At 46.0% G+C, this 20,800-nt stretch carries 17 protein-coding genes and 1 pseudogene; 12 read left to right on the top strand and 6 right to left on the bottom strand.

Annotated elements, in window-relative coordinates; genetic code table 11:
- Positions 1-55: 55 nt before the first annotated feature.
- Both ACXACM_RS07810 and plsY read right to left on the bottom strand, forming a co-directional pair.
- Entirely contained in the window at positions 56-1,141 is a 1,086-nt protein-coding gene (locus tag ACXACM_RS07810; RefSeq protein ID WP_474820903.1) for a hypothetical protein, read from the bottom strand.
- Positions 1,142-1,322: 181 nt separating this feature from the next.
- Positions 1,323-1,922 (bottom strand): glycerol-3-phosphate 1-O-acyltransferase PlsY, encoded by a 600-nt coding sequence (gene plsY, locus ACXACM_RS07815; protein WP_474820904.1) that lies wholly within the window; start codon positions 1,920-1,922, stop codon positions 1,323-1,325.
- A gap of 143 nt (positions 1,923-2,065) precedes the next feature.
- Here plsY and folB point away from each other — a divergent pair, with 143 nt between their 5' ends.
- The 5 genes from folB to ACXACM_RS07840 all read left to right on the top strand — a co-directional run bounded on the left by folB (position 2,066) and on the right by ACXACM_RS07840 (position 5,322).
- The gene (folB, locus tag ACXACM_RS07820; RefSeq protein WP_474820906.1) at positions 2,066-2,419 is read left to right on the top strand and encodes a dihydroneopterin aldolase; all 354 of its coding nucleotides are present in this window, start codon (positions 2,066-2,068) and stop codon (positions 2,417-2,419) included.
- Positions 2,416-2,916 (top strand): 2-amino-4-hydroxy-6-hydroxymethyldihydropteridine diphosphokinase, encoded by a 501-nt coding sequence (folK, locus tag ACXACM_RS07825; RefSeq protein ID WP_474820907.1) that lies wholly within the window; start codon positions 2,416-2,418, stop codon positions 2,914-2,916. Before folB ends, folK begins: the two co-directional genes overlap by 4 nt.
- A gap of 2 nt (positions 2,917-2,918) precedes the next feature.
- Positions 2,919-3,719 carry an undecaprenyl-diphosphate phosphatase gene (locus tag ACXACM_RS07830; protein ID WP_474820908.1) on the top strand — a complete coding sequence of 267 codons (801 nt, stop codon included), beginning with the start codon at positions 2,919-2,921 and terminating at the stop codon, positions 3,717-3,719.
- Positions 3,720-3,817: 98 nt separating this feature from the next.
- On the top strand, positions 3,818-4,189 hold the full coding sequence (locus tag ACXACM_RS07835) for a histidine triad nucleotide-binding protein (RefSeq protein ID WP_474820910.1): 372 nt from the start codon (positions 3,818-3,820) through the stop codon (positions 4,187-4,189).
- Positions 4,190-4,485: 296 nt separating this feature from the next.
- The gene (locus ACXACM_RS07840) at positions 4,486-5,322 is read left to right on the top strand and encodes an HDOD domain-containing protein (RefSeq protein ID WP_474820911.1); all 837 of its coding nucleotides are present in this window, start codon (positions 4,486-4,488) and stop codon (positions 5,320-5,322) included.
- 37 nt (positions 5,323-5,359) lie between these two features.
- Here ACXACM_RS07840 and ACXACM_RS07845 read toward each other — a convergent pair.
- A pseudogene (locus tag ACXACM_RS07845) lies at positions 5,360-6,556 on the bottom strand (benzoate/H(+) symporter BenE family transporter); the annotation flags it as partial.
- Between the two features lie 97 nt (positions 6,557-6,653).
- On the opposite strand from ACXACM_RS07845, the gene ACXACM_RS07850 reads away from it, so the two are divergent.
- Positions 6,654-7,226, top strand: a complete 573-nt coding sequence (locus ACXACM_RS07850; protein WP_474820912.1) for a helix-turn-helix domain-containing protein — start codon at positions 6,654-6,656, stop codon at positions 7,224-7,226.
- Positions 7,227-7,292: 66 nt separating this feature from the next.
- Here the strand turns inward: ACXACM_RS07850 and ACXACM_RS07855 are convergent, their stop codons facing one another.
- Positions 7,293-8,291, bottom strand: coding sequence for a YhdH/YhfP family quinone oxidoreductase (locus ACXACM_RS07855; protein WP_474820914.1), 999 nt, complete (start codon positions 8,289-8,291; stop codon positions 7,293-7,295).
- Between the two features lie 158 nt (positions 8,292-8,449).
- Between ACXACM_RS07855 and ACXACM_RS07860 the strand changes: the two genes are divergently transcribed.
- Entirely contained in the window at positions 8,450-8,824 is a 375-nt protein-coding gene (locus tag ACXACM_RS07860) for a winged helix-turn-helix transcriptional regulator (protein ID WP_474820915.1), read from the top strand.
- 43 nt (positions 8,825-8,867) lie between these two features.
- Here the strand turns inward: ACXACM_RS07860 and rdgC are convergent, their stop codons facing one another.
- On the bottom strand, positions 8,868-9,773 hold the full coding sequence (gene rdgC, locus ACXACM_RS07865) for a recombination-associated protein RdgC (protein WP_474820917.1): 906 nt from the start codon (positions 9,771-9,773) through the stop codon (positions 8,868-8,870).
- A 108-nt stretch (positions 9,774-9,881) separates the two neighbouring features.
- Positions 9,882-11,609, bottom strand: a complete 1,728-nt coding sequence (locus ACXACM_RS07870; protein ID WP_474820918.1) for a sensor histidine kinase — start codon at positions 11,607-11,609, stop codon at positions 9,882-9,884.
- 198 nt (positions 11,610-11,807) lie between these two features.
- On the opposite strand from ACXACM_RS07870, the gene phoB reads away from it, so the two are divergent.
- The 5 genes from phoB (at position 11,808) to ACXACM_RS07895 (ending at position 20,675) form a co-directional block, all read left to right on the top strand.
- Positions 11,808-12,497: a phosphate regulon transcriptional regulator PhoB gene (gene phoB / locus ACXACM_RS07875; RefSeq protein WP_474820920.1), complete on the top strand. Its 690-nt coding sequence runs from the start codon at positions 11,808-11,810 to the stop codon at positions 12,495-12,497.
- 81 nt (positions 12,498-12,578) lie between these two features.
- A complete protein-coding gene (gene phoR, locus ACXACM_RS07880) occupies positions 12,579-13,877 on the top strand; it encodes a phosphate regulon sensor histidine kinase PhoR (protein WP_474820921.1) in 1,299 nt (432 codons plus the stop codon).
- Positions 13,874-14,836 (top strand): PstS family phosphate ABC transporter substrate-binding protein, encoded by a 963-nt coding sequence (locus tag ACXACM_RS07885; protein ID WP_474820923.1) that lies wholly within the window; start codon positions 13,874-13,876, stop codon positions 14,834-14,836. Before phoR ends, ACXACM_RS07885 begins: the two co-directional genes overlap by 4 nt.
- Positions 14,837-15,136: 300 nt before the next feature.
- Positions 15,137-17,908, top strand: coding sequence for a hypothetical protein (locus tag ACXACM_RS07890; protein ID WP_474820924.1), 2,772 nt, complete (start codon positions 15,137-15,139; stop codon positions 17,906-17,908).
- A gap of 124 nt (positions 17,909-18,032) precedes the next feature.
- Positions 18,033-20,675 carry a TonB-dependent receptor domain-containing protein gene (locus tag ACXACM_RS07895; RefSeq protein WP_474820925.1) on the top strand — a complete coding sequence of 881 codons (2,643 nt, stop codon included), beginning with the start codon at positions 18,033-18,035 and terminating at the stop codon, positions 20,673-20,675.
- Positions 20,676-20,800: the final 125 nt, after the last annotated feature.

Raw genomic sequence — 20,800 nt, forward strand, 5'->3', positions numbered from 1 at the left:
CTTTCGGTAATGTGAGTAATTAATGACCGTGCCCGACAGGGGCTATAACGGTGTTTTAAATACGCTTTCCAGTTCGCCAATTAAAGGAAAAGTAGGGAGTGTCGAAGGCATTATCTGTAAAGCATTCAACCTGGTCACTACCCGATTCCCACACCGGGATGAATAACTTTCTTTTCGAGGACGAACCCATGCTGTCGGCAAATACCCAATCGAGAATCTTTATTTTAGTTATGCAGCGCATACCCTTATTGTTATAAATTTCTTCAGCCAGCGCCGCGTCCATGTCAATATCGTAACGGCCTGTATAATTACGCAGAACAGTTGGTGTTCCTGTCTGTGGACTAACGTTGTTTTTATCGTAGAGACTCTTGTCTTCATAGATGGCGGTGGGTCTCAACAATTCTGTGATAACTTTGGGTTTGTATACCCCGTACAACTCAAAACTCAACGAAAGTTCGAGCTTATTTGTAAGAAAGTTGTAGTCGCCTCTTCCACCAGACGTGATATAGGCATAGGTAGTATCGATGGGCAGTGAAGCGTTGCTGATTGCCGGAAAGGCATCGCCCATGAATTCTTTAAATATTCTTCTTTTCTCGAATTCGTTGGCTCTGTTGCCGCCCCAGCGAGCTGGATGCCGTTGCTTACCCGGTTTGCACGCTGTGGGGCAAAAGTAATGAAAGAAGTGCTCGTCGTTAAACAGCGCCCAGGGCAACAGGTAAACCATCATTCTTGAGAAAGCATCGTTGTGTGGGATAAGTGCATTGATATAACGCCGCTTTTGCCCATCTGAACGTTTTTCATAATTATCGTACTCGCGGTCGGGCTGGGCGTTATTTGCACTTATTACGTCATAATCGAAATAGGCTTTGTTGTGCTGAAAGCCCACCAAGGTGAAATAGGCTTGGGTGTCTTCGCCTGCCATAATCAGTGTGTCTTGATAAACGGGAATACACAAAGGACGAAAAGCAGGATGTGCTGACACTTCAATACGTTGGTGCGAAGTGTATCCGTCATTGGCTGTTTGAGTTTGTTCACAGGGAGACAATGATACCTGTAGTGAATTGGCAGCGATTGCAATGCAAGGGGAAAGCAATGCAAAGCTGATGGAAAGAAAACAGGTAAATAGGCGAATCCAGTGCACTGCGCTTCTCCTTAAGTTCAGTTACTGCTTTGTAATGTTTTGCTGCTTGTTTAGATAACAAACAAGAAAACGATGAATCCTACAGTAACGGTGAAATGTCGTAATGACAAATGCTTTGGTGTTTTTTTGAACTGCCTGAGTCGTTCATTGGTGTCTATGGAAAGGTTTGGAGAGTTCTACATTATTTCAATTTAACTTTGTCCCACACTTTGCTTTCTTCTTTGTGAACCAGACGAAAAATATTGTCTTTGTGGCGAATGATAATGAGTATGGAAAGCATGATGACAGGTATGGTGTATTCAGGTTTGATAAACCAGGTGAAAAGTGGCGCTACACTAACGGCTATAATAGCTGCCAGGGAGGCGTAGCCAAAGATAAAAACAACCACCAGCCAGGTAAAAATGAGTAAGCCCGCCAGTTCAAGACCCAGAGGGAGAAGTACCCCAAACGCGGTGGCGACTGCTTTACCGCCCTTGAAGCCAAAGTACAACGGAAAAATGTGGCCTAAGCATGCTGCAATACCAATCAACCCAAGAGCAATAGGTTCGATGCCCAGCCAGTAGCTGGAGTAAACTGGCAAGGTGCCTTTAAGGATATCGGATAGCAGAACCAGTAATGCGGGAACACGGCCCCCCAACCGAAAGACATTCGTGGCCCCAGGATTTTTTGAGCCGGCAGTTCTGGGGTCTGGCAAGCTATAAATACGACAAACCATGACGGCACTGGATACAGAACCGATCAAATACGCAATACAAATCATCAGGATGATAAGGGCTATCATGGTCATTTTTAACTGGTGAAAAACAATTCACGCAGACTAGCAGGAATTACGGTTAAATTTCCAGAGAATGTGCTGCGAAATGCCGCTTATGTGATAGTCTGTTGCCGACATTTCGTTATCAATACCAGAGCTCTTTCATTTCTATGCAACAAATTATTATAGCCGGCTTGAAAGTCGAAACCCTGATAGGTGTTTACGACTGGGAACGTACTCAGAACACAACCTTGTTGTTTGATATTACTGTCGATGCCGATCTTACCCGCGCCATGCAGAGTGACGACGTAAACGACACCATAGACTACGCAAAGCTGGCGGCATTCATTCAGCAGAAAGCAGCCGGACAGCAGTTCGAATTGCTTGAGGCATTAGGCGAGTGCATCATCACCGAAGTACTGGCCAGTTTCGATGTGAACCACATCAGGCTGGCAATCACCAAACCGGGCATTCTTCCTGATGCCGAGAAAGTCACTGTTGTCTTTAACCGGTCACGCAATTGATGCAACATTGTATTTTGATTAGTTTGGGGTCAAATATTGACCGTGTTATGCATGCGCGTAGTGGTTTAGTGGCCCTCCGGCAAACATTTTCCAACATGGCGTGTTCTCGAATGTTTGAAAGTGAGGCGGTAGGATTTCCTGGTTCACCCTTTTACAATTGTGTCGTCCGTGCTTACACATCACTTTCAGTCGAAGAGGTAGTGACTACATTGAAGTCAATTGAATTGAAAAATGGTCGCACTCACAGCGAAAAAAAGTTTTGCTCTCGCACTCTCGATTTAGATCTATTAACCTACGACAATAAGGTTTGTACACATCCTGTTGTATTGCCCAGGGAAGAAATTCTCTACAATGCATTTGTGTTACAGCCCCTTTCGGAACTTGTGCCTGAAGGGATACACCCGCTGGAAAAGAAAACATACCTGCAGTTGTGGCAGGCTTTTGACAACCCATCGCAAAAACTGTGGCCAATCGACTTTACATGGAGTGAATCTTAAGGATGACCCTTTTCGAAATTATAATATTAGCGCTCATTCAGGGCATTACGGAATTCTTGCCAATCAGTAGTTCCGGGCATTTGTTGCTGCCGGCTGAATTACTTGGATGGGATAGCCAGGGGTTAGCATTCGATGTTGCCGTGCACGTGGGTAGCCTGCTAGCTGTTATGCTGTACTTTCGTCAGGAAATTGCGCAAATGACGGTGGCATGGCTTACCAAAGGATTCACTAAAAAACAAACCACAGACAGTAAGTTAGCCTGGTACGTTATTCTTGCGACGATTCCCGCAGTCGCGGTTGGGTTATTACTTGACGACTGGATTGAAATGAACGCTCGTACGGCTTTGGTCATAGCTGGGACTACAATTTTGTTTGGTTTATTGCTCTGGTACGCCGACGCAACAGCTTCTCATAAACAGTCTCTTGACAAGATTACGCTAAAGCAGGCGGTGATCATTGGTATTGCTCAGGTGATGGCATTAATTCCAGGGACGTCGCGCTCAGGTATTACCATGACCGCCGGTTTAATGCTGGGGCTGGATCGCGAGAGCTGTGCGCGCTTTTCGTTTTTGTTGTCTATTCCGGTTATTTTAGGTGCCGGGACGTTGAAAACTTTCGACCTGTTGGCGGCAAGTGAACCCGTTGACTGGAGCGCGCTCTTATATGGAGCGGCTTTCTCATTTGTAAGTGCTTACTTATGTATATTTCTCTTTCTTAGCTGGATTTCCCGCATCGGCATGTTGCCATTTGTTATCTACCGTTTGGTATTGGGCGGCATTCTATTGTGGTTTGTATTTGGCTAACACCGTGGGACACCACTGCTCCCCGGTAAAGGGCATTGTGGCAAGGCCTGTGTAAAGCGGCCTTGCCTATTTTCTAATTCTAAATAACAGGGGTGATCATGTCTGAGACTATATTTACCAAAATCATCAACCGGGAAATACCGGCTGACATTATCTATGAAGACGAGATTGCACTGGCGTTTAACGATATTAACCCCCAGGCTCCAGTTCATTTTCTCGTTATCCCCAAAAAGCCCATCGCAACCATCAATGACATTGGCGAAGGTGATCGTGAGGTAGTCGGCCATTTAAGTTATGTTGCGGCAAAACTAGCCGCTGAAAAAGGCTTTGCAGAAGAGGGCTTTCGCACAGTAATGAATTGCAATGAATTTGGTGGGCAAACTGTTTATCACATTCATCTGCATGTTTTGGCGGGCAAGCCGCTGGGGTGGCCGCCTTACACAGATAAACTCAAATCGACACTGGAATAACGACAATACAGGTAACGGTTTGTACTGGAATCGAAGAGTTGAAGGTTAATATTAATTCGTTTAACTCCTGCTCCGTTTTACCCTGCGTAATGGTATTGTCAGCCTTACCTCAGTATGAGAAGAAGACGAAAAAATCAGAAATGCGGGGTGCAGAATACCGATTCTGCTGATATATTTTTACGTAACTATAAAAACAAGCACATCCAATTTTTATCAGCGGATTGCATTTTTCCACATGCCTCATGGTCTGCCTGCTTCATCAGCTGGCGACTCGTTGAAAATGAAAAGGTAGGTATATGTCTACACAAAACGCGCTACTCACTATTTTGGTCGAGAAAATTAACAATGACACCTTGGTGCTTCCGACGTTGCCGGCTGTGGCATTGAAAGTTCGTAAAGCAGCAGACGACCCTAATGTCAATCTCAATGCGATGGGCGATGTAGTGGGTAAAGATCCATCCTTAAGCATGCGCATGATTAAAATTGCCAATAGTGCGTATTTGGGGCGCACGGTCAAAGTAACGTCAATTGGTCAGGCAGTAACGCGCATTGGTCTTCGTCAAATTAAGAATATTTCTACGGCACTGGCAATGGAGCAATTGTTTGTGTCAAAAAATGACGTTGTCGGCAATTATATGAAGCGGGAGTGGGCAAACACTATTAATGTCGTGGCCTACTCGATGGCGGCGTTACAACTTTATACAAATCGCACCAAAAACCGCGAACTGAGCTTAGACACCATGACATTGGCAGCCTTGGTACACAATATCGGTGTACTGCCAATTCTCACGGAAGCAGAGCGACACGAAGAGGTTTTTGCTAACCCAACGTTTCTGGAAGTGGCCATCGATAAACTTTCCGGACGCATAGGAGGCAGCATCATGCGGGCCTGGGGTTTCGACGAAGAGTTTACGATGGTGGCGGAAAACTGGCGTGATCTTTCAGTATTGCCTGAAAACCTGTCTTACGTAGACTTTGTCCGCATTGGTGCAGCCCTGGCCGGAAAAATGGACTCACAAAAGGATGCGGTATTAAACCTGGCTATTCAGCGCGGTGCATTGGAAGAAGTCAGTGAGTTGACTACGGATGAGTTTAAGGAAATGTGTGCCAGCGCGAAACAGGTTTTTGCCTAGTACGGAAAAATTGGCTAAGGGGCGATAAGCCCCTTTTTTATTCCTGTTTAAATCGTGCTATTGCCTTGTCAAGCCCGAGAACCACAAGCCCGAGTAAAAGTCCCCATACGGGCGCACCCAATTGCATAACACTGACACCAGATGCGGTGCACAACAAAGTTACCATGGCAGCTTTTCGGTGCTCGTGTTCTTCCATACTTTTGAGCAATGATGCCTGTAATGTCGCCAGCAATGCCAGCCCGGCTAACAAATGAACAATCACCTCTGGCATTTGTGTGAAAAACACTACTACCAGTGGCGCAGCTAAGCCCATAAATAAATAGCCAACGCCTGTCATCACTGCAGCCCAGTATCGCTGAGAGCGGTCTTTACCCGCACTTTCGCCCATGCAGAGTGCTGCGGTTATAGCGGCCAGATTAAAGGCAAAGCCGCCAAATGGTGCGGTTATAAGGTTCACCACACTTACGCCAGTGAGGACACTTCGGGTGTTAGACTCAAAGTCGTGACTTTTGGCGATAGCAATACCAGGCAAATTTTGTGACAGTAAGGTAATAATAAACAAAGGGATGGCCAGACTAATCGTTGCTTGCAAGGTGAAATGGGGCGTCACCCATACGGCTTGAGGTAACGAGAAACTTCCCAATGCACTGATTTCAGGTTGCATTGGGAAGCTAAGTGCTATCGCCAAAGTCAGTAACACCAGCATAAGGTAACGGGTAAAGAAGAGGCTACCAATAAAATACACTGCCAAAAAACCAGCTACCATCAAAGGGTAGGTGTCTGCATCGGTAAAGATGTTCAGGCAAATAGGTAGTAGTATTCCCGCCAGTAAGGCCGAGGAAATCGCATTCGGGATCCTGGTCAGATAGCCGGTAAGCGTTTTGCTTCTTGCGGCCACTAAAGCCAGTACTGCGGCTGTAACAAATGACCCGATAATTTCGTTCAGCGAATACCCGTTTACTGCACCGATGAGAAATGCAGCGCCTGGCGTCGACCAGGCCGTTACTACCGGAACTTTATAAAGCCATGAGTAAACAATGCAGGTTACGCCCATCCCCAGACCCAACATGAGAAGCCAGCTAATGATCATCGGCTGTGTGGCGCCGGATGCCTTAGCTGCCTCAATGACGATAACCACTGCGCTACTGTAGCCTACTACAATAGCAGTTAGCCCTGCGGCAATGTGACTGAGTTGAGGACGGCCTGTGATCTTCACCATGAACTCCCACTTAAGTTGTGATAATGTGCGCTATAACGCACGGCGAAGCAGTGTAGCATTGTGCGTTATAGCGCACAATTGAAATTTTTCTGTCTTGGAGTCATGGGAAAAAATGTCAAATAACGAAATACTAACCCGCCAAATCGCCAGCGTGCTTAAAGAACAGCGGCAAAAAAGAGGTTGGTCGCTGGATAAAACTGCTGCAGCTACCGGTGTATCCAAAGCAATGCTTGGACAGATTGAAAGGCAGGAGTCGAGCCCGACCATCGCCACCTTGTGGAAAATAGCTACCGGGTTAGAGTGTTCTTTTTCGTCTTTTATTACCAGTCAAGACGCCAATTCTCAACATTCCCACGTCGTATTTTCACAGGAAGACGGCGTGAAGTGTGATGCCAACATGCAGGTGAAAACCCTTTTCCCTTATTCCGCTGACACTCATTTCGAAACTTTCGAAGTTACCATGCTGGACTATCATGAACAGTTGTCGACCTCCCACCAACGTGGAGTGAAGGAATTTATCCACGTGGTGGAAGGGGAACTGGAAATTAAACAAGGTGATTTGTGGCACTCAGTGTCCATTGGCGAGCAGTTTTTATTAAAAGCAGATATGCCCCATGGCTATCGGGACAAAGCTGGAAAAAGCCGGTTCATTGATATCATTTACTACCCACCTGTTTTACTTTGAGCGCTCTCACAGGTTCAAGTGCCCTTAGGTATCGCGCTACGCAGTGATACTACGCAGCGCTCCGTATTAACCAGTGACGCGAACCAGAACTCGGCCCGAAACTTGCCCTTGAAGGATTTTATCAACATAGCTGTCTACGGCATCCAGTGAAATTTCTTCGGTGAGTGTGTCGAGGCATTCCAGTTTCCACTCTCCGGCAAGCTTATCCCATACTGTTAATCGCGGTGCCATTGGACACTGGACGGAATCAATACCCAGTAATGAAATACCGCGAAGAATAAAGGGAAATACATTGATAGGGAGTTCCGCAGAGGCGGTAAGACCACAACACGTTACAGCCCCTCCGTATTTAGTCGATTTAATGGCCGCAGCAAGATATTCACCGCCAACACAATCAATACAACCAGCCCACTTTTCCTTTAGCATTGGACGGGACGCATTTTCAAGCAGCGCATTGCGTTCGATAACGTCGCTGGCACCCAGGGAGACGAGAAAGTCGTGTTTGTCTGCTTTGCCAGTTACTGCCGCAACCCGATAACCTGCTTTGTGCAACAGGGCAACTGCCACTGAGCCCACACCTCCGGTCGCTCCTGTCACAAGGATGTCACCGTCATCAGGCTTTACACCGGCAACTTGCAATGCCTGAACAGACATGGCTGCGGTAAACCCGGCGGTGCCAATTGTCATCGCTTCCCGGGCACTCATGCCTTCAGGTAGTGGCACGACCCATTCTGCCGGCACCCGAATTTTACCCGCAAATCCGCCGGGAGTATTCATTCCTAAATCGTATCCGGTGACCAAGACGGTGTCCCCTGCTTTAAATTGGTCTGATTGGGAAGATACCACGACGCCGGCAGCATCGATTCCTGGAGTATGAGGGAAGTTTCTTGATACGCCCGGGTTTCCTGTAGCCGATAAAGCGTCTTTATAATTTAACGAGGAATAGGCAACATCGATCACCACATCGCCGTCTGGTAAATCGTCCAGTGTTCTGGTGACATAGCGTCGTGTAAAGGTTTTTTTGTCCTGTTGCTCTACCAATAGAGCTGTAAATTCTTGAGTCATAACTTCACCACCTTTCGTTAGTTGCAGGGCATAAAGCACTCAGCTATTAAGCAAGTAGGCAAAACTGAGCAGTTAGGTTATTATGCATTTAACAAACTATTTGGCTAGTATGCACTTTTTTGTAAGGTACTTACCAAAAAGATACTATTGGAGTGGCTATGACATCTGGAAACAAAGACAGCTTACCTTGTGCACCCGAGTATTTGTGTGGTGTGGCCGTTGCGTTAAGTTTAATTGGTGGAAAGTGGAAGGGCGTCATTCTTTGGCACCTTACGTTTAAAACCTTGCGGTTTAGTCAGTTGCGTCGGCGATTGCAAGGTGTGACACAGAAAATGCTCACTCAGCAGCTGCGGGAGTTAGAGAAAGACGGTTTAATTCACCGGGAAGTGTATGCAGAGGTGCCGCCGAAAGTCGAATATTCGTTAACTGAGCTCGGCGCTAGTTTGCAACCCATGTTACAACAGCTTTGTGATTGGGGAAGGCATTACCATGAAAACTATGCTGAAGAGAAAGAAGAAACCAAGGCCGGATAGCCGGCCCTGATTTTTCTTCTAAAAAAGATGTTACCTGCCACTACTACTCTTCATTTAGTGCCAGGGTGGTGCGCATAAAGTCCAGAAACTCACATAATTCCGCAGACATTAATGCAAATTCAGCGTCGAGACGGGCTTCAATTTGATCTTTCGGTACATCGTCTGTTTCTTCTTTTATCCGATCAGTGAATTTTACCCGTTTAAACGAGCCGTCTTCTGAAATAGTGGCTGTGAGTACGTCTTTGTAGGCAAAACCGACTTTCTGTACCAGTTTACCATTGTCCAGGTGCGTGGTGATTTCTTCACTGTCCAAAGGCTGATTCTTACAACGAATAACACTTTCTAATTCATCCGTTGACTTCAGTTCTGCTTCCTCCAGTAGTTCGATGTCTTCCGGGGCGCCATCAGTAAGCCAGTGGGTCAGTTCAGATTGCAGACTACGGCGTGCCAGGGGAACCACAGGAAGAGAACTTATGGCTTTTCTCACCAGAGCCAACCAGGCTTCGGCTTTACCATCAGCAGATGAATCAACCACCACCAATTTCTCGGGGATAGAAATGAAGCCATGAGTGTAGGTGTTGCGAACAAAAGCCTGGGGCAGAAGATTAAACATGATTTCCTGCTTTAAGTCCTGTTGCTGCTTTTTACCTACCGGAGAACCTGTTTCAGCTTCAATCAATGCTACCTTATCTGCCAGTTCAGCGTTCACTACCGAGGAGGGCAGAATTTTCTCCTGCTTTTTGACGGTTATCCAGTAGCGCTCCTGAACTTTGTGGAACATCACCCCTTCTTTGCCAGCCTGGGCAAAAGGAGAGGCAAAACCCATGGTAGCGGTGTCTTGCTTGCCACAGGGTCTGAAGCCATTGTCCATCAGTGCCCGAGAAAGGTCATCATCGTTTAGTGAGAGAGGTTGAGTAAGCTGGTAGGCTTTAAGGTTTTTAAACCACATATGAAATTGTTCCTGCTTGTCACGGCTAATATTTTGGGCGGCAAGCGTACCAACGCCGGCGTGACTGTGCAATCGCGGATAGCGCTTTTAATGTCTCATTTTTGTGTACTAACGAGATCTTGGAAATGTAATGATATATCTGAGGCCTTCGCCAGGTTCGCTGAATGCTCTGATGGTGCCATTGAGACTCTGCGTGACCAGGTTATAAATGATATGTGTTCCCAAACCACTTCCACCTTCTTCTCGACGCGTAGTGTAAAATGCATCAAAGAGTTTGCTTAAAGCTTGTGAATCCATACCATTACCATTATCGCTGTATTCAAAGACAACCATGTCTTGATCCCGTGTTACCTCAATAGTGATTTCACCGTCTTGTGTCTTTGTGAAACCATGGGTCAGGGAGTTCATGATCATGTTTGTAGTAATTTGAGCAATAATACCCGGCGCGCATTTTATTTCCAGATCGGCAGGGCAATGCAGAGTAATACTGTGTTTGGTTTTCTTTAGCGTAGGGTGCAATGATTGCAATATTTCGTGCAAATAATTATTGAGATTGAACAGGCGGACGGCTTCGCTGGTTTGGTCCACGGCAACCTGTTTAAAGCTGGCGATTAAATCTGACGCACGGCTTAAGTTGGTAAGTAAGAGCGCCAGGGTTTGTTCTGACTCCTGAACGTATTCGTCCATTGATTTGGTCGACAACTTTTTGTCGTTAAAATTGGTTCGCAATGAATGTAAGCGCTCTTGCAGGAAGCTTGCCGCGGTAACACTCACGCCCAGTGGGGTGTTTACATCGTGAGTAATTCCCGCAACAAGCCCTCCCAACGAAGCCATGCGTTCTGAGTCTACCAGTTGATCTTTCATCAACTCCATAACTTCCATGTTCTTGGCAAGTTCACTGTTTCGCTTGCGTAGCTCGTCTTCGATAAACTGCCGATTCTCGTTTTCTTGTCTTAATTCTCTTTGATTGGCGATGAGTTCATCTTTTTGTAGCTCTAAATCGAGCATGATCTGTGACAGGGAGGCGGTTTTTTTGGCCACCTCCTGTTCCAGAATAAGGTTCTGATCGTCAAGTTTTTTATTCGCTTGGGTAAGCGCGTGTTGTGCCCCTCTGAGGGACGACTGTGAAGTGATTAAATCGTCTATAACCTGGTTGTAGGACTCCTGAAGGAGTCGTAATTCGTTATCTTCACGAGCAGTAATTTTGACTTTCGATTCCGATGGGTGGTCTGGGTCGAAAGAGGTCATTTGCTGCGTGAGTTCAGCCAATGGTTCGGATAGCATGTTTTTAAAAGCTGTCATGAAAAGAAAAACCAGGAACGTGGTTTTCACTATGGCATTGCCAATCAGAAAGAATATACCTACTTCTATCCGACTTAGTATGATGTCAAAGCTTGAATAAAGGGTAACATCACCAACATAAGACTGACGCCCGGAAAATTCAAAAATAAGTGGGAAGCTGTAACTAAATATTCCACCGGCGTGATCTTTCATAACGCCGGAACGAACGGGCTCGTCTGCAGTCGGGATAGTTTGTCCTTCGTCGGCGATTATATCGCCATTTTCATCCCTGACTTTGACGCCTTCTACAATCGGCAGTTTTGTAAGCCCTTCAGAAATAATACGGGCTTGTACTTTATTGAGTTCCCAGTTTGCCCGGGTCAGACTTTCCGCAAAAGTGTTTTTAAGTGTTCGGAGTTCACTTTCAATGTGATTTTTTGTACTTAAGTACTCGGTGAAAATCTGGCCTACAGTAACGATCAACGTGAGTATAAAGTAGACAGACAGCACACGTGTGAGAAGTTTTCGCGACAACCCTGTCTTTACCGTGGCCATGCAGCATTGCCCTTAATGTTTTTTGGTGAATATACGTACAAGAATAGGCACAAAAAAACGAATTAACAAGCGTAACCCTATTCTACAAAAGCATAAAAAAGCGTAATTTACTTGACACATAATTGTAATCGTTTTAATAAAACTGTCACAGATCACATTAATAATAGCGGCGATTTTGTTATGAGCAGGAAAATAGTCATGTCTCGAACGGTCTTAATTGTAGAAGACGAAGCCCCTATTCGTGAAATGTTAAAGTTTGTACTCGAGCAATCGGGTTTTGAGACTATCGAGGCCGAAGACTTCGATGTTGCTCAGCAAAAAATTTGCGAGCCTTATCCGGATTTAATTTTATTGGACTGGATGCTGCCAGGTGGCTCGGGTGTTCAGTTGGCGAAAAGTTTAAAGCAACATGAGTTTACCCGTGATATCCCGGTGATAATGCTTACTGCCAGGGGAGAAGAGGAAGACAAGATCCGCGGTTTGGACGCGGGTGCAGATGATTATGTCACAAAACCTTTTTCGCCGAAGGAGCTCATTGCACGGATCAAAGCCGTGATGCGCCGTGTTACTCCCACATCCAGTGAAGAACCTATTGAGTTTAACGGCTTGAAATTAGAGCCTATTTCGCATCGCGTGATGGCTAATACTGATCCTCTCGATATGGGGCCTACTGAATTCAAACTCCTGCATTTCTTTATGACGCACCCAGAGCGGGTGTACAGTCGGGAATTGCTATTGGACAATGTGTGGGGAACCAATGTATATGTGGAAGATCGCACTGTAGACGTGCATATTCGTCGCTTGCGCAAAGCGATTTCAAGACACGGGCACGATGCTATGATTCAGACTGTACGTGGTGCGGGTTATCGTTTTTCTACTAAAATGTAGCTTGTGATATGCGTGCATTGCACGCTGCCATCTCCCCTGACACAATAAACCTTCCATCAATCAGCAGGCGTGCTTGTTATTATGTATTATCCATTTTCCTGGCTTAGAAGTGCGATTCGCTTGTTTGCGTATTTGCTTATCTTTGCGCTGGTTGGATTATATATGGATGACATGTTATTCGCCGTGTCGTTGGGCGCAGTTGGTCTTCTCATTATAAACTATTGGCAGTTGTATAAGCTTAATCGCTGGTTATGGCATAGTCGTAAAATGTCACCGCCCACGGTCAGTGGGGTATGGGAACATATTTACGAGGGTATTTACTATCTTCAACGCAGAAACCGAAACAAGCGCAAAGAGTTAGGCGAATTGGTAAAACGCTTTCGGGAAGGTTCAGAAGCGTTACCCGATGCCGCAGTAGTGGTTGATGCCAAAGCCTGTATTATCTGGTGTAACCGGCTAGCACGCCTTGAACTTGGCTTAAAATGGCCTAGTGACGCCGGCAGAAGACTGGATAATCTCATCCGCCATCCAGAATTCATTGCTTATTTTCACGCTGGTGATTTTCATCATCCTATTGAAGTGCCCGCGCCAGCTAACCCCAGTAAAACCTTTGAATACCGTATTATGCCGTATGGCGATGAGCACCTTTTACTCATCGCCAGGGATGTCACCCGGGTGTCACAGTTAGAAGAAATGCGAAAAGACTTTGTTGCCAATGTGTCACATGAATTGCGAACACCTCTGACGGTGATTTCCGGATATTTGGAAATATTGCCGGAAGATGAAGATAATCCACTGATGATGAAAGCAGTTAAAGAGATGAGTTCGCAAACTAAGCGAATGCAAAGCCTTATCGAAGATCTTCTTGTTTTGTCACGTATTGAAGCCAGTTCAGAACGCATTTATGAGAACGTCGTCAACATGCCTGCCATGTTAAGACAACTGGAAAAAGAAGCGGCTACTCTCAATAAAGACAAACAGCACAACATTCAGTTTCACATAGACGATACCCTGAAAGTATTTGGCGTTGAAACCGAACTGAGAAGTGCATGCTCAAATTTGGTCTTTAATGCCGTGCATTACACTCCTAAAGGTGGCGAGATAAATGTTTACTGGCAACGGGAACACGATGATGTCAGGTTTGCCGTTGTTGATAATGGCGATGGCATTGAAGAATCGCACCTTGCCAGACTAACAGAGCGTTTTTATCGGGTAGACAAAGCGCGCTCAAGGAAAACCGGCGGTTCAGGGTTGGGCTTGTCTATAGTTAAACACGTTCTCAGCCATCACAACTCTCATCTCGAGATAGAGAGCAGCTTGGGGCAGGGTAGTCGTTTTTCTTTTTTACTAGATCATGAGTTAATCTCGGAGCAGCTATGAAGTTTACGTGGATATTGATTGCAATAGGTGTGTTGCACGTTTCTGCTTTTTCATATGCAGCCTCGTCAAATGATGTGCCAGAGTACCAGCGCAGCCCCGGGGTCGCCGGAAAAATTACGTCTGTGGGCTCGGATACGTTGGCGAATTTAATGACGCTGTGGTCTCAGGAATTTCGCGAAATGTACCCTCAGGTCAAGTTTCAGATTCAAGCCTCGGGTTCTTCTACCGCGCCGCCCGCATTAACCGAGGGCACCGCCACCATCGGCCCTATGAGTAGAGAGATGAAGCCTAGCGAAGTCCGTGATTTCGTACGTGCTCATGGATATCCACCGACGGTGCTACGGGTAGCAATGGATGCCATCGCGATATTTGTAGAAAGACGAAACCCCGTAGAAGGTCTGACACTGCAACAAATAGACGCAATATTCTCTAATACACGTTATTGCGGTTCACACACAGCGGTGACACATTGGTCACAGCTTGATATACCCGGAGAAGATTACCAAACACCTATCAGATTGTTTGGTCGTAATTCAGTGTCGGGTACTTACGGTCTGTTTAAAATCATGGCGTTGTGCGACGGAGATTTTCGCGCAACGGTTAATGAGCAGCCGGGCTCAGCCTCGGTAGTGTTAAGTGTTGCCACCAATAAAAACGGTATGGGCTATGCGGCCTATGGCTACAAAACTGCGGGAGTAAAAGCGCTATCAATTGGTGAGACCCCGGACACACTTATTCCTCTGACAACCCAGTCTGTTCGCAACGAAACATACCCTTACGCCCGCTACTTATATCTCGTAGTAAACAAAGCGCCTGGTAAACCGCTACCCACACTCGAACGAGAGTTCATCCGCTATGTGTTGTCAAAGCAAGGTCAGGAACAGGTAATAAGGGATGGGTATTTTTCCGTTAGAGAAGACGTGTTACTTCGTCAGGTAAGGATGCTGGAACAAAAATAATGCGGCCTGCTTTGTCATAATAGTGTCATGTTTTTTCACCGACCCGTGGATTTTTTCTTGTTTGATAAACAATTAGTAAACCTGACTAATAGCACTACTATTGATTCCTTGATTACAAATTTATGCAAAATCAATAAGTAAGTCACCCACTAATACTAAAGTACAAAAAAAGTTAAATGTTAACCCATTTTCATATGAAAGTTTTGTTACAGCGCTCAAGTGTAACAAATGTGTCATTTAGCTTAGGTAAAGTTCCAGCGTTTTCTAAATCCATAATTATATCTGCACTTGGAGAGACAAATGGAACTCAAGCACTTATTTCAGGCTTCTGCGATCGCAACTGCACTCGTATTAGCAGGCTGTGGCGGCGATATCAATATCAGCGAAGGTGATATCGACAACAGCACAACGACCAACATTGATAACAGCGGTAATGGTGGCGATACAGGCGGCGATACAGGCGGTGACACAGGCGATACAGATACAGCACCTGGTGAAGCTAGTACCTTTTTGTCTACACAAGTTTCTACAGCCCTGGGTACTGACGTTGAAGTACGAACTTTAAGCGGCACTCTTGATACTGACGACGCAGACGATCAAGGCAACATCACCCTGACTAACGACACTGTTTGGGCTCTGGAAGGTCCTGTTTTCATTGGCGGTGACAATGCCGACAGCGTAACACTGGTTATCGAAGAAGGCGCAATCGTATTTGGTCGTTCTGGTGATGACTATCTGGTAATCAGCCGTGGTTCTGACATCGAAGCAGAAGGTACTGCTGATGAGCCAATCATCTTCACTTCTTATGCCGATGTAACCGGCGATGAAGTTGGTGCAGGTCAATGGGGTGGTATTGTTATTCTTGGTAACGCGCCTTCAAACAAATGCCCGGTAACTGGTGATTGTGCACTTCAGGTTGAAGGTGTAGAAGAAGGTGCTGTCTTTGGTGGTACAGATTCTTCCGATTCTTCAGGTATTCTGAAATATGTTGTTGTTAAGTATGCGGGTTATGAAATTGCCCCTGACAATGAATTAAACGGTGTAACTTTCGGTGGTGTAGGTTCCGGTACTGAAGTTGATTACTTACAAGTACACGCCAACGCGGACGACGGTGTTGAGTTCTTTGGTGGTAGTGTAAACGTTAAGCACTTGGTTTTGACCAGCAACCAGGACGACAGTGTCGACTGGGATAACGGCTTCTTAGGTAAGCTACAGTACGTATATATTCAGCACGACCGTGCTGACGGTGACGCGAACCGCGGTATTGAAGCTGATAACGACGGCTCTACTCCTGATATCACCCCTCAGTCTAACCCGATGATTTCTAACATGACTATCATCGGAAACAACTTTGACGGTGATGACGATTCTGAAGGGGTTTACTTACGCGAAGGTACTGGTGCACAGATTTACAATATGGTTATCACCGGTACTGATGGCATGGGTGAGTGTCTTGAAGTGGAAAACTCCACTGAGTCACAAGCTAACCTAGCTGACGGTACAATTACGATTTCAAACTCTGTACTCGCTTGTAACAATGGCGAAAACTTCAAGAGTGATGATGGCGCAGTAGACCTGGAAGACTGGTTCTTAAATACCCAGACTGGTAACAGTGTTTCTGAAGCAATCTCTCTAAATAATGACGGCTCTCCTACTTCTGACAGCCCTCTGTTGGGTGCGGGTACGGATGCATCTGCTGTTGACGGTTTCTTCGATGCAACTGACTTTATCGGTGCCATTGGTACTGACGACTGGCGTCAGGGATGGGCGTTTGGTTTCGGTGGCGGTACTGTTGGTGTTGTCACTTCAGAATCAGGCTGTCCTGCGAACACAACTACTATTTCATCTGTTGATGGTGAAACGACTACCTGTGAAATTAGCGGTCGTATCACGTCTGACTTGACCCTTACCGAAGGCAATATGTACGCATTGTCTGGTGCGGTTTTCGTTGGCGGTGACAACACGGATAGTGCAACTCTGACTATTGAGCCTGGTGTGACTGTTTACGGCGCTTCTGGTAACGACTACCTGGTAGTAAGCCGTGGTTCGCAAATCGACGCACAAGGTACCGCAGATGATCCTATAACGTTCACTTCTGCGGACGACATTGTATCTGATGCCGGTGCTGCTGGTCAGTGGGGCGGTATGGTAATTCTGGGTAATGCACCGTCTAACAAGTGTCCTACTACTGGCGATTGTGCGCTGCAAGTTGAAGGTGTTCAGGAAGGTGCAGTATTTGGCGGAACTGACACAGAAGATAACTCTGGTACATTGCGCTATGTTCGCGTAATGCACGGTGGTTTCGAAATCGCACCGGATAACGAACTTAACGGTATTACCTTCGGTGGTGTAGGTTCTGGTACAACTGTTGAATACGTACAGGTGCACAAAAATGCTGATGACGGTGTTGAGTTCTTCGGTGGTAATGTTGATGTTAAACACCTTGTACTAACAGACATTCAGGATGACAGCATCGACTGGGACAATGGTTTCATGGGGCGTATGCAGTACGTATTAGTCCGTCAAGCGACAGACAACTCTGATGCAAACCGTGGTATTGAGGCTGACAACGATGGTTCTACACCTGATTTAGCGCCACAATCGAACCCAACTATCTCCAACCTGACTATCATTGGTAACACCTTTGACGGTGACGATGATTCAGAAGGCGTATACCTTCGCGAAGGTACTGGCGCACAACTGTCTAACGTTATTGTTACAGGTCCTGCAGGTATGGGTGAGTGTTTTGAAGTTGAAAACGTAGCTGAGTCGCAAGCCAATCTTGCTGACGGCACTATCACCTTCACAAATTCTGTAATTGCGTGTGAGAACGGCGAGAACTTCAAGAATGATGACGGCGCGGTTGACCTGTCTGATTGGTTCCAAAACACCATGGCTGGTAACGCGGTAGTTGCTACTCAAGCTGACGTTGTTAACGGTGTCTTCTCTAATACTGATGCGGTAACACCTAAAGACTGGACTGGTGACACGTTCTTCGACAATGCAGCCTTCGTTGGTGCGGTATCTGCCGACAACGACTGGACTGCTGGCTGGACTGTTGGTCTGGAGTAATCACTCCACATCTCACCTAGCAAGCAAGCACGTTGCAGTATGAAGTAGCGTGCTTGCTTTTTAAGTATTACGGGCAGCAGGATCTCCTGCTGCCATGAAAGAACGCTTTTCCACGAGGTTTACAATGAAAAAGCCTGCAAACAGGTTTCCGCTTAAACCACTTAGCCTTGCTATTTTGGCTTCTGTTGCAGCCACTGCTGCGCCTGCAATCGCCCAGGAAGAAGATGTCATAGAGGAAGTGGTTGCAACAGGAACCCGATTAAAAGGAACGGCTACCGCCGTTATGGAAGAACGTAAAAACCAGGCCTTTGTTGCTGATATCATGGGTGCGGAACAAATTTCCCGTACTGGTGACTCGGACGCCGCATCAGCGTTGCGTCGTGTGACCGGTTTGACTCTGGTAGACGGCAAGTTTATTTATGTACGTGGTCTTGGTGAGCGTTACTCATCTACACAGTTAAACGGGTTGGCTGTACCGAGTCCTGACCCAACCAGAAACGTTATTCCGCTGGATTTATTTCCCGCTTCCATTATCGAAAGCTTGTCTGTACAGAAGTCATATTCGCCTTCAATGCCTGCATCTTTTGGTGGTGGTAACGTTGATATTCGTCTTAAAACCATTCCATCTGATTTTGTCTTTAATATGCAGGGCAGTATTGGTTCGAATACGAATAATTTCGACGATGCGTACACCTACAGTGGTGGCAGTGACGATTGGATGGGCGAAGATGATGGTACTCGTGCAGTTCCCGCTTCCATCGCCGAGCGCTGGGACCAAAAGAACTTTCTCGATAACTTATCCCAGGATGAAGCCGTTAGCTTGTTAAAAGATGTGAATCGCGATTACGACCCACGTTTGGAGAGTGTCGGCCCGGATTTTGGTGCCAACCTTTCACTGGGTAATAGTTTTGATTACAACGACGACTGGCGTTTTGGTTTTCTCGCTTCCGTTGGCTACAACAAAGACACGGATGTATCAGAAGAGTATATCGGTGAGCAACCACTGCGCAACGGCGACGAAATTCGCATGGTGCGTTTTTTCGATGAAGTAGATACCACAGAAGCGTCAGTGAAATGGTCAACTTTATTGAATGTGGGTATTGATTATAATCGTCAACACCGCATCGACTATAGCGTAGTGGTATTGAACGACACCCGCGATCAGATTCAGGAGCGTGTTGGTAATACCGCAAACATAACCTTGTCTGATAACCAGCGAATTCGTGAATACAATATTCAATACGAAGAGCGTAAGTTATTTACCAACCAGGTTCGCGGAACGCACACATTCCCTGAGTTAGGGTTTTTAGGCTTTGACTGGAAATATTCACTTGGGCGCTCTTTACGTGATGCACCAGGTAATATGAATGCGTTGTTCCTGCTGGAAGATGACAATCTCGACGGTATTTATGACAAGGAAACAGAAAGCAGTTTGAGTAACTCTTTCACTGCGGCTCGTTATACTTTCCAGGAACTGCACGATCGCGTAGAAAACTATGGTTATAACTTCAATCTCCCTTACACCATAGACAAGTGGGAAATGGAGTTCAAAGCAGGCGGTAACTTCATGAGCAAGTTCCGTAATGCTGAAAACCGACGTTTCGACGTTAATACCCGTGCTTTTGAATCCAGTGACGACCTCGTGGGTTCTCAATTTGCTGATATCGTTAGTGACAGCGTACTGGATACTGCAACCTTTACTAATGTGCCCATTCTTCGGGATACAACAATTGCCGGTGATGATTACGCTGCTGCGCAAAAAGTAGATGCTTATTATTTTGAAGCTGATTTGTTCTTTGATAACAAATGGCGCATAAGCGGTGGTGTTCGTTACGAAGACTTCCGTCAGGCGGTTGTGCCTTTTGACCCTCGTACCAATCAGATTGATATCGCGGACGATGAAGACAGATTGCAACTAGCATTCCAGGAAGATGATTTATACCCTGCGTTGGCCCTGACTTATTTTATGGAAAACGATATGCAGCTCAGGTTTAGCTACGGTGAAACCGTAGTGCGCCCGGATTTGCGTGAAGTGTCTTCTGCGACTTATATCGATCCACTAACTGAGTTTCCTATAGGTGGTACGCCAGGTATTCGAACTACTGCTATTAAGAACTACGACGTTCGTTGGGAATGGTATCGCGAAGCGGGCAACAACCTGTCTGTAGGCTTGTTCTACAAAGATATGACCGACCCTATTGAATCAGTGCAGTCCCCTGCACAGGATGGTCCGCCATTGGTGCGCATTGCGAATGCTGAATCTGGTGAACTGTACGGTGTGGAAATAGAGTTTTTACAAGGTCTGGAAGTGTTCGGTGACGGCGTTTGGGACAACCTGTTCCTTTCCGGAAACGTGACCTTGTCTGACTCTGAAATTCAACTCGACTTCCAGAAAATCGTTGAGCAAACAGGCGTATCTGCAGCAATCACAAATACTGAACGCAGATTAACGGGTCACTCCAAGTATGTGGTTAACATGCAGTTAGGATATGATTCAGATAACGGCGAGCATTCAGCCTCTTTGGTCTACAACGTGTTTGGACCAAGGATCCTCATTCCTGGTATCGACTTCTTCGACGACAGTTTTGAGCAACCTTTCCACTCTCTGGACTTGGTCTATAAGTACTATCCTGATTTTAATACCACTGTCACATTAAAAGTTCAGAATATGCTTGATCAGGAAAAGAAAATTGAGTTTGAAGATACACTTCTTCGAAGCGAAACACGAGGCACAGCCTTTAGTTTATCGTATCGATACGATTTCTAAAAACTCTGAAAGAGCCGCTGATGCGGCTCTTTTTCCATTCTTTCCAGCACTATTTATGACAATGGAAATATGACAGTTATGTAATAAAACTGTCATGGAAACTTTCTATCCTACGCGCAGAATTT

It is taken from the genome of Alteromonas sp. AWQ4_252 (assembly GCF_056158205.1).

Coding starts and splice junctions, on each gene's coding strand:
- plsY (WP_474820904.1), bottom strand. CDS start 1,922: ATGATAGCCCTTATCATCCTGATGATTTGTATTGCGTATTTGATCGGT.
- folB (WP_474820906.1), top strand. CDS start 2,066: ATGCAACAAATTATTATAGCCGGCTTGAAAGTCGAAACCCTGATAGGT.
- ACXACM_RS07830 (WP_474820908.1), top strand. CDS start 2,919: ATGACCCTTTTCGAAATTATAATATTAGCGCTCATTCAGGGCATTACG.
- ACXACM_RS07835 (WP_474820910.1), top strand. CDS start 3,818: ATGTCTGAGACTATATTTACCAAAATCATCAACCGGGAAATACCGGCT.
- ACXACM_RS07840 (WP_474820911.1), top strand. CDS start 4,486: ATGTCTACACAAAACGCGCTACTCACTATTTTGGTCGAGAAAATTAAC.
- ACXACM_RS07850 (WP_474820912.1), top strand. CDS start 6,654: ATGTCAAATAACGAAATACTAACCCGCCAAATCGCCAGCGTGCTTAAA.
- ACXACM_RS07855 (WP_474820914.1), bottom strand. CDS start 8,291: ATGACTCAAGAATTTACAGCTCTATTGGTAGAGCAACAGGACAAAAAA.
- ACXACM_RS07860 (WP_474820915.1), top strand. CDS start 8,450: ATGACATCTGGAAACAAAGACAGCTTACCTTGTGCACCCGAGTATTTG.
- rdgC (WP_474820917.1), bottom strand. CDS start 9,773: ATGTGGTTTAAAAACCTTAAAGCCTACCAGCTTACTCAACCTCTCTCA.
- ACXACM_RS07870 (WP_474820918.1), bottom strand. CDS start 11,609: ATGGCCACGGTAAAGACAGGGTTGTCGCGAAAACTTCTCACACGTGTG.
- phoB (WP_474820920.1), top strand. CDS start 11,808: ATGTCTCGAACGGTCTTAATTGTAGAAGACGAAGCCCCTATTCGTGAA.
- phoR (WP_474820921.1), top strand. CDS start 12,579: ATGTATTATCCATTTTCCTGGCTTAGAAGTGCGATTCGCTTGTTTGCG.
- ACXACM_RS07885 (WP_474820923.1), top strand. CDS start 13,874: ATGAAGTTTACGTGGATATTGATTGCAATAGGTGTGTTGCACGTTTCT.
- ACXACM_RS07890 (WP_474820924.1), top strand. CDS start 15,137: ATGGAACTCAAGCACTTATTTCAGGCTTCTGCGATCGCAACTGCACTC.
- ACXACM_RS07895 (WP_474820925.1), top strand. CDS start 18,033: ATGAAAAAGCCTGCAAACAGGTTTCCGCTTAAACCACTTAGCCTTGCT.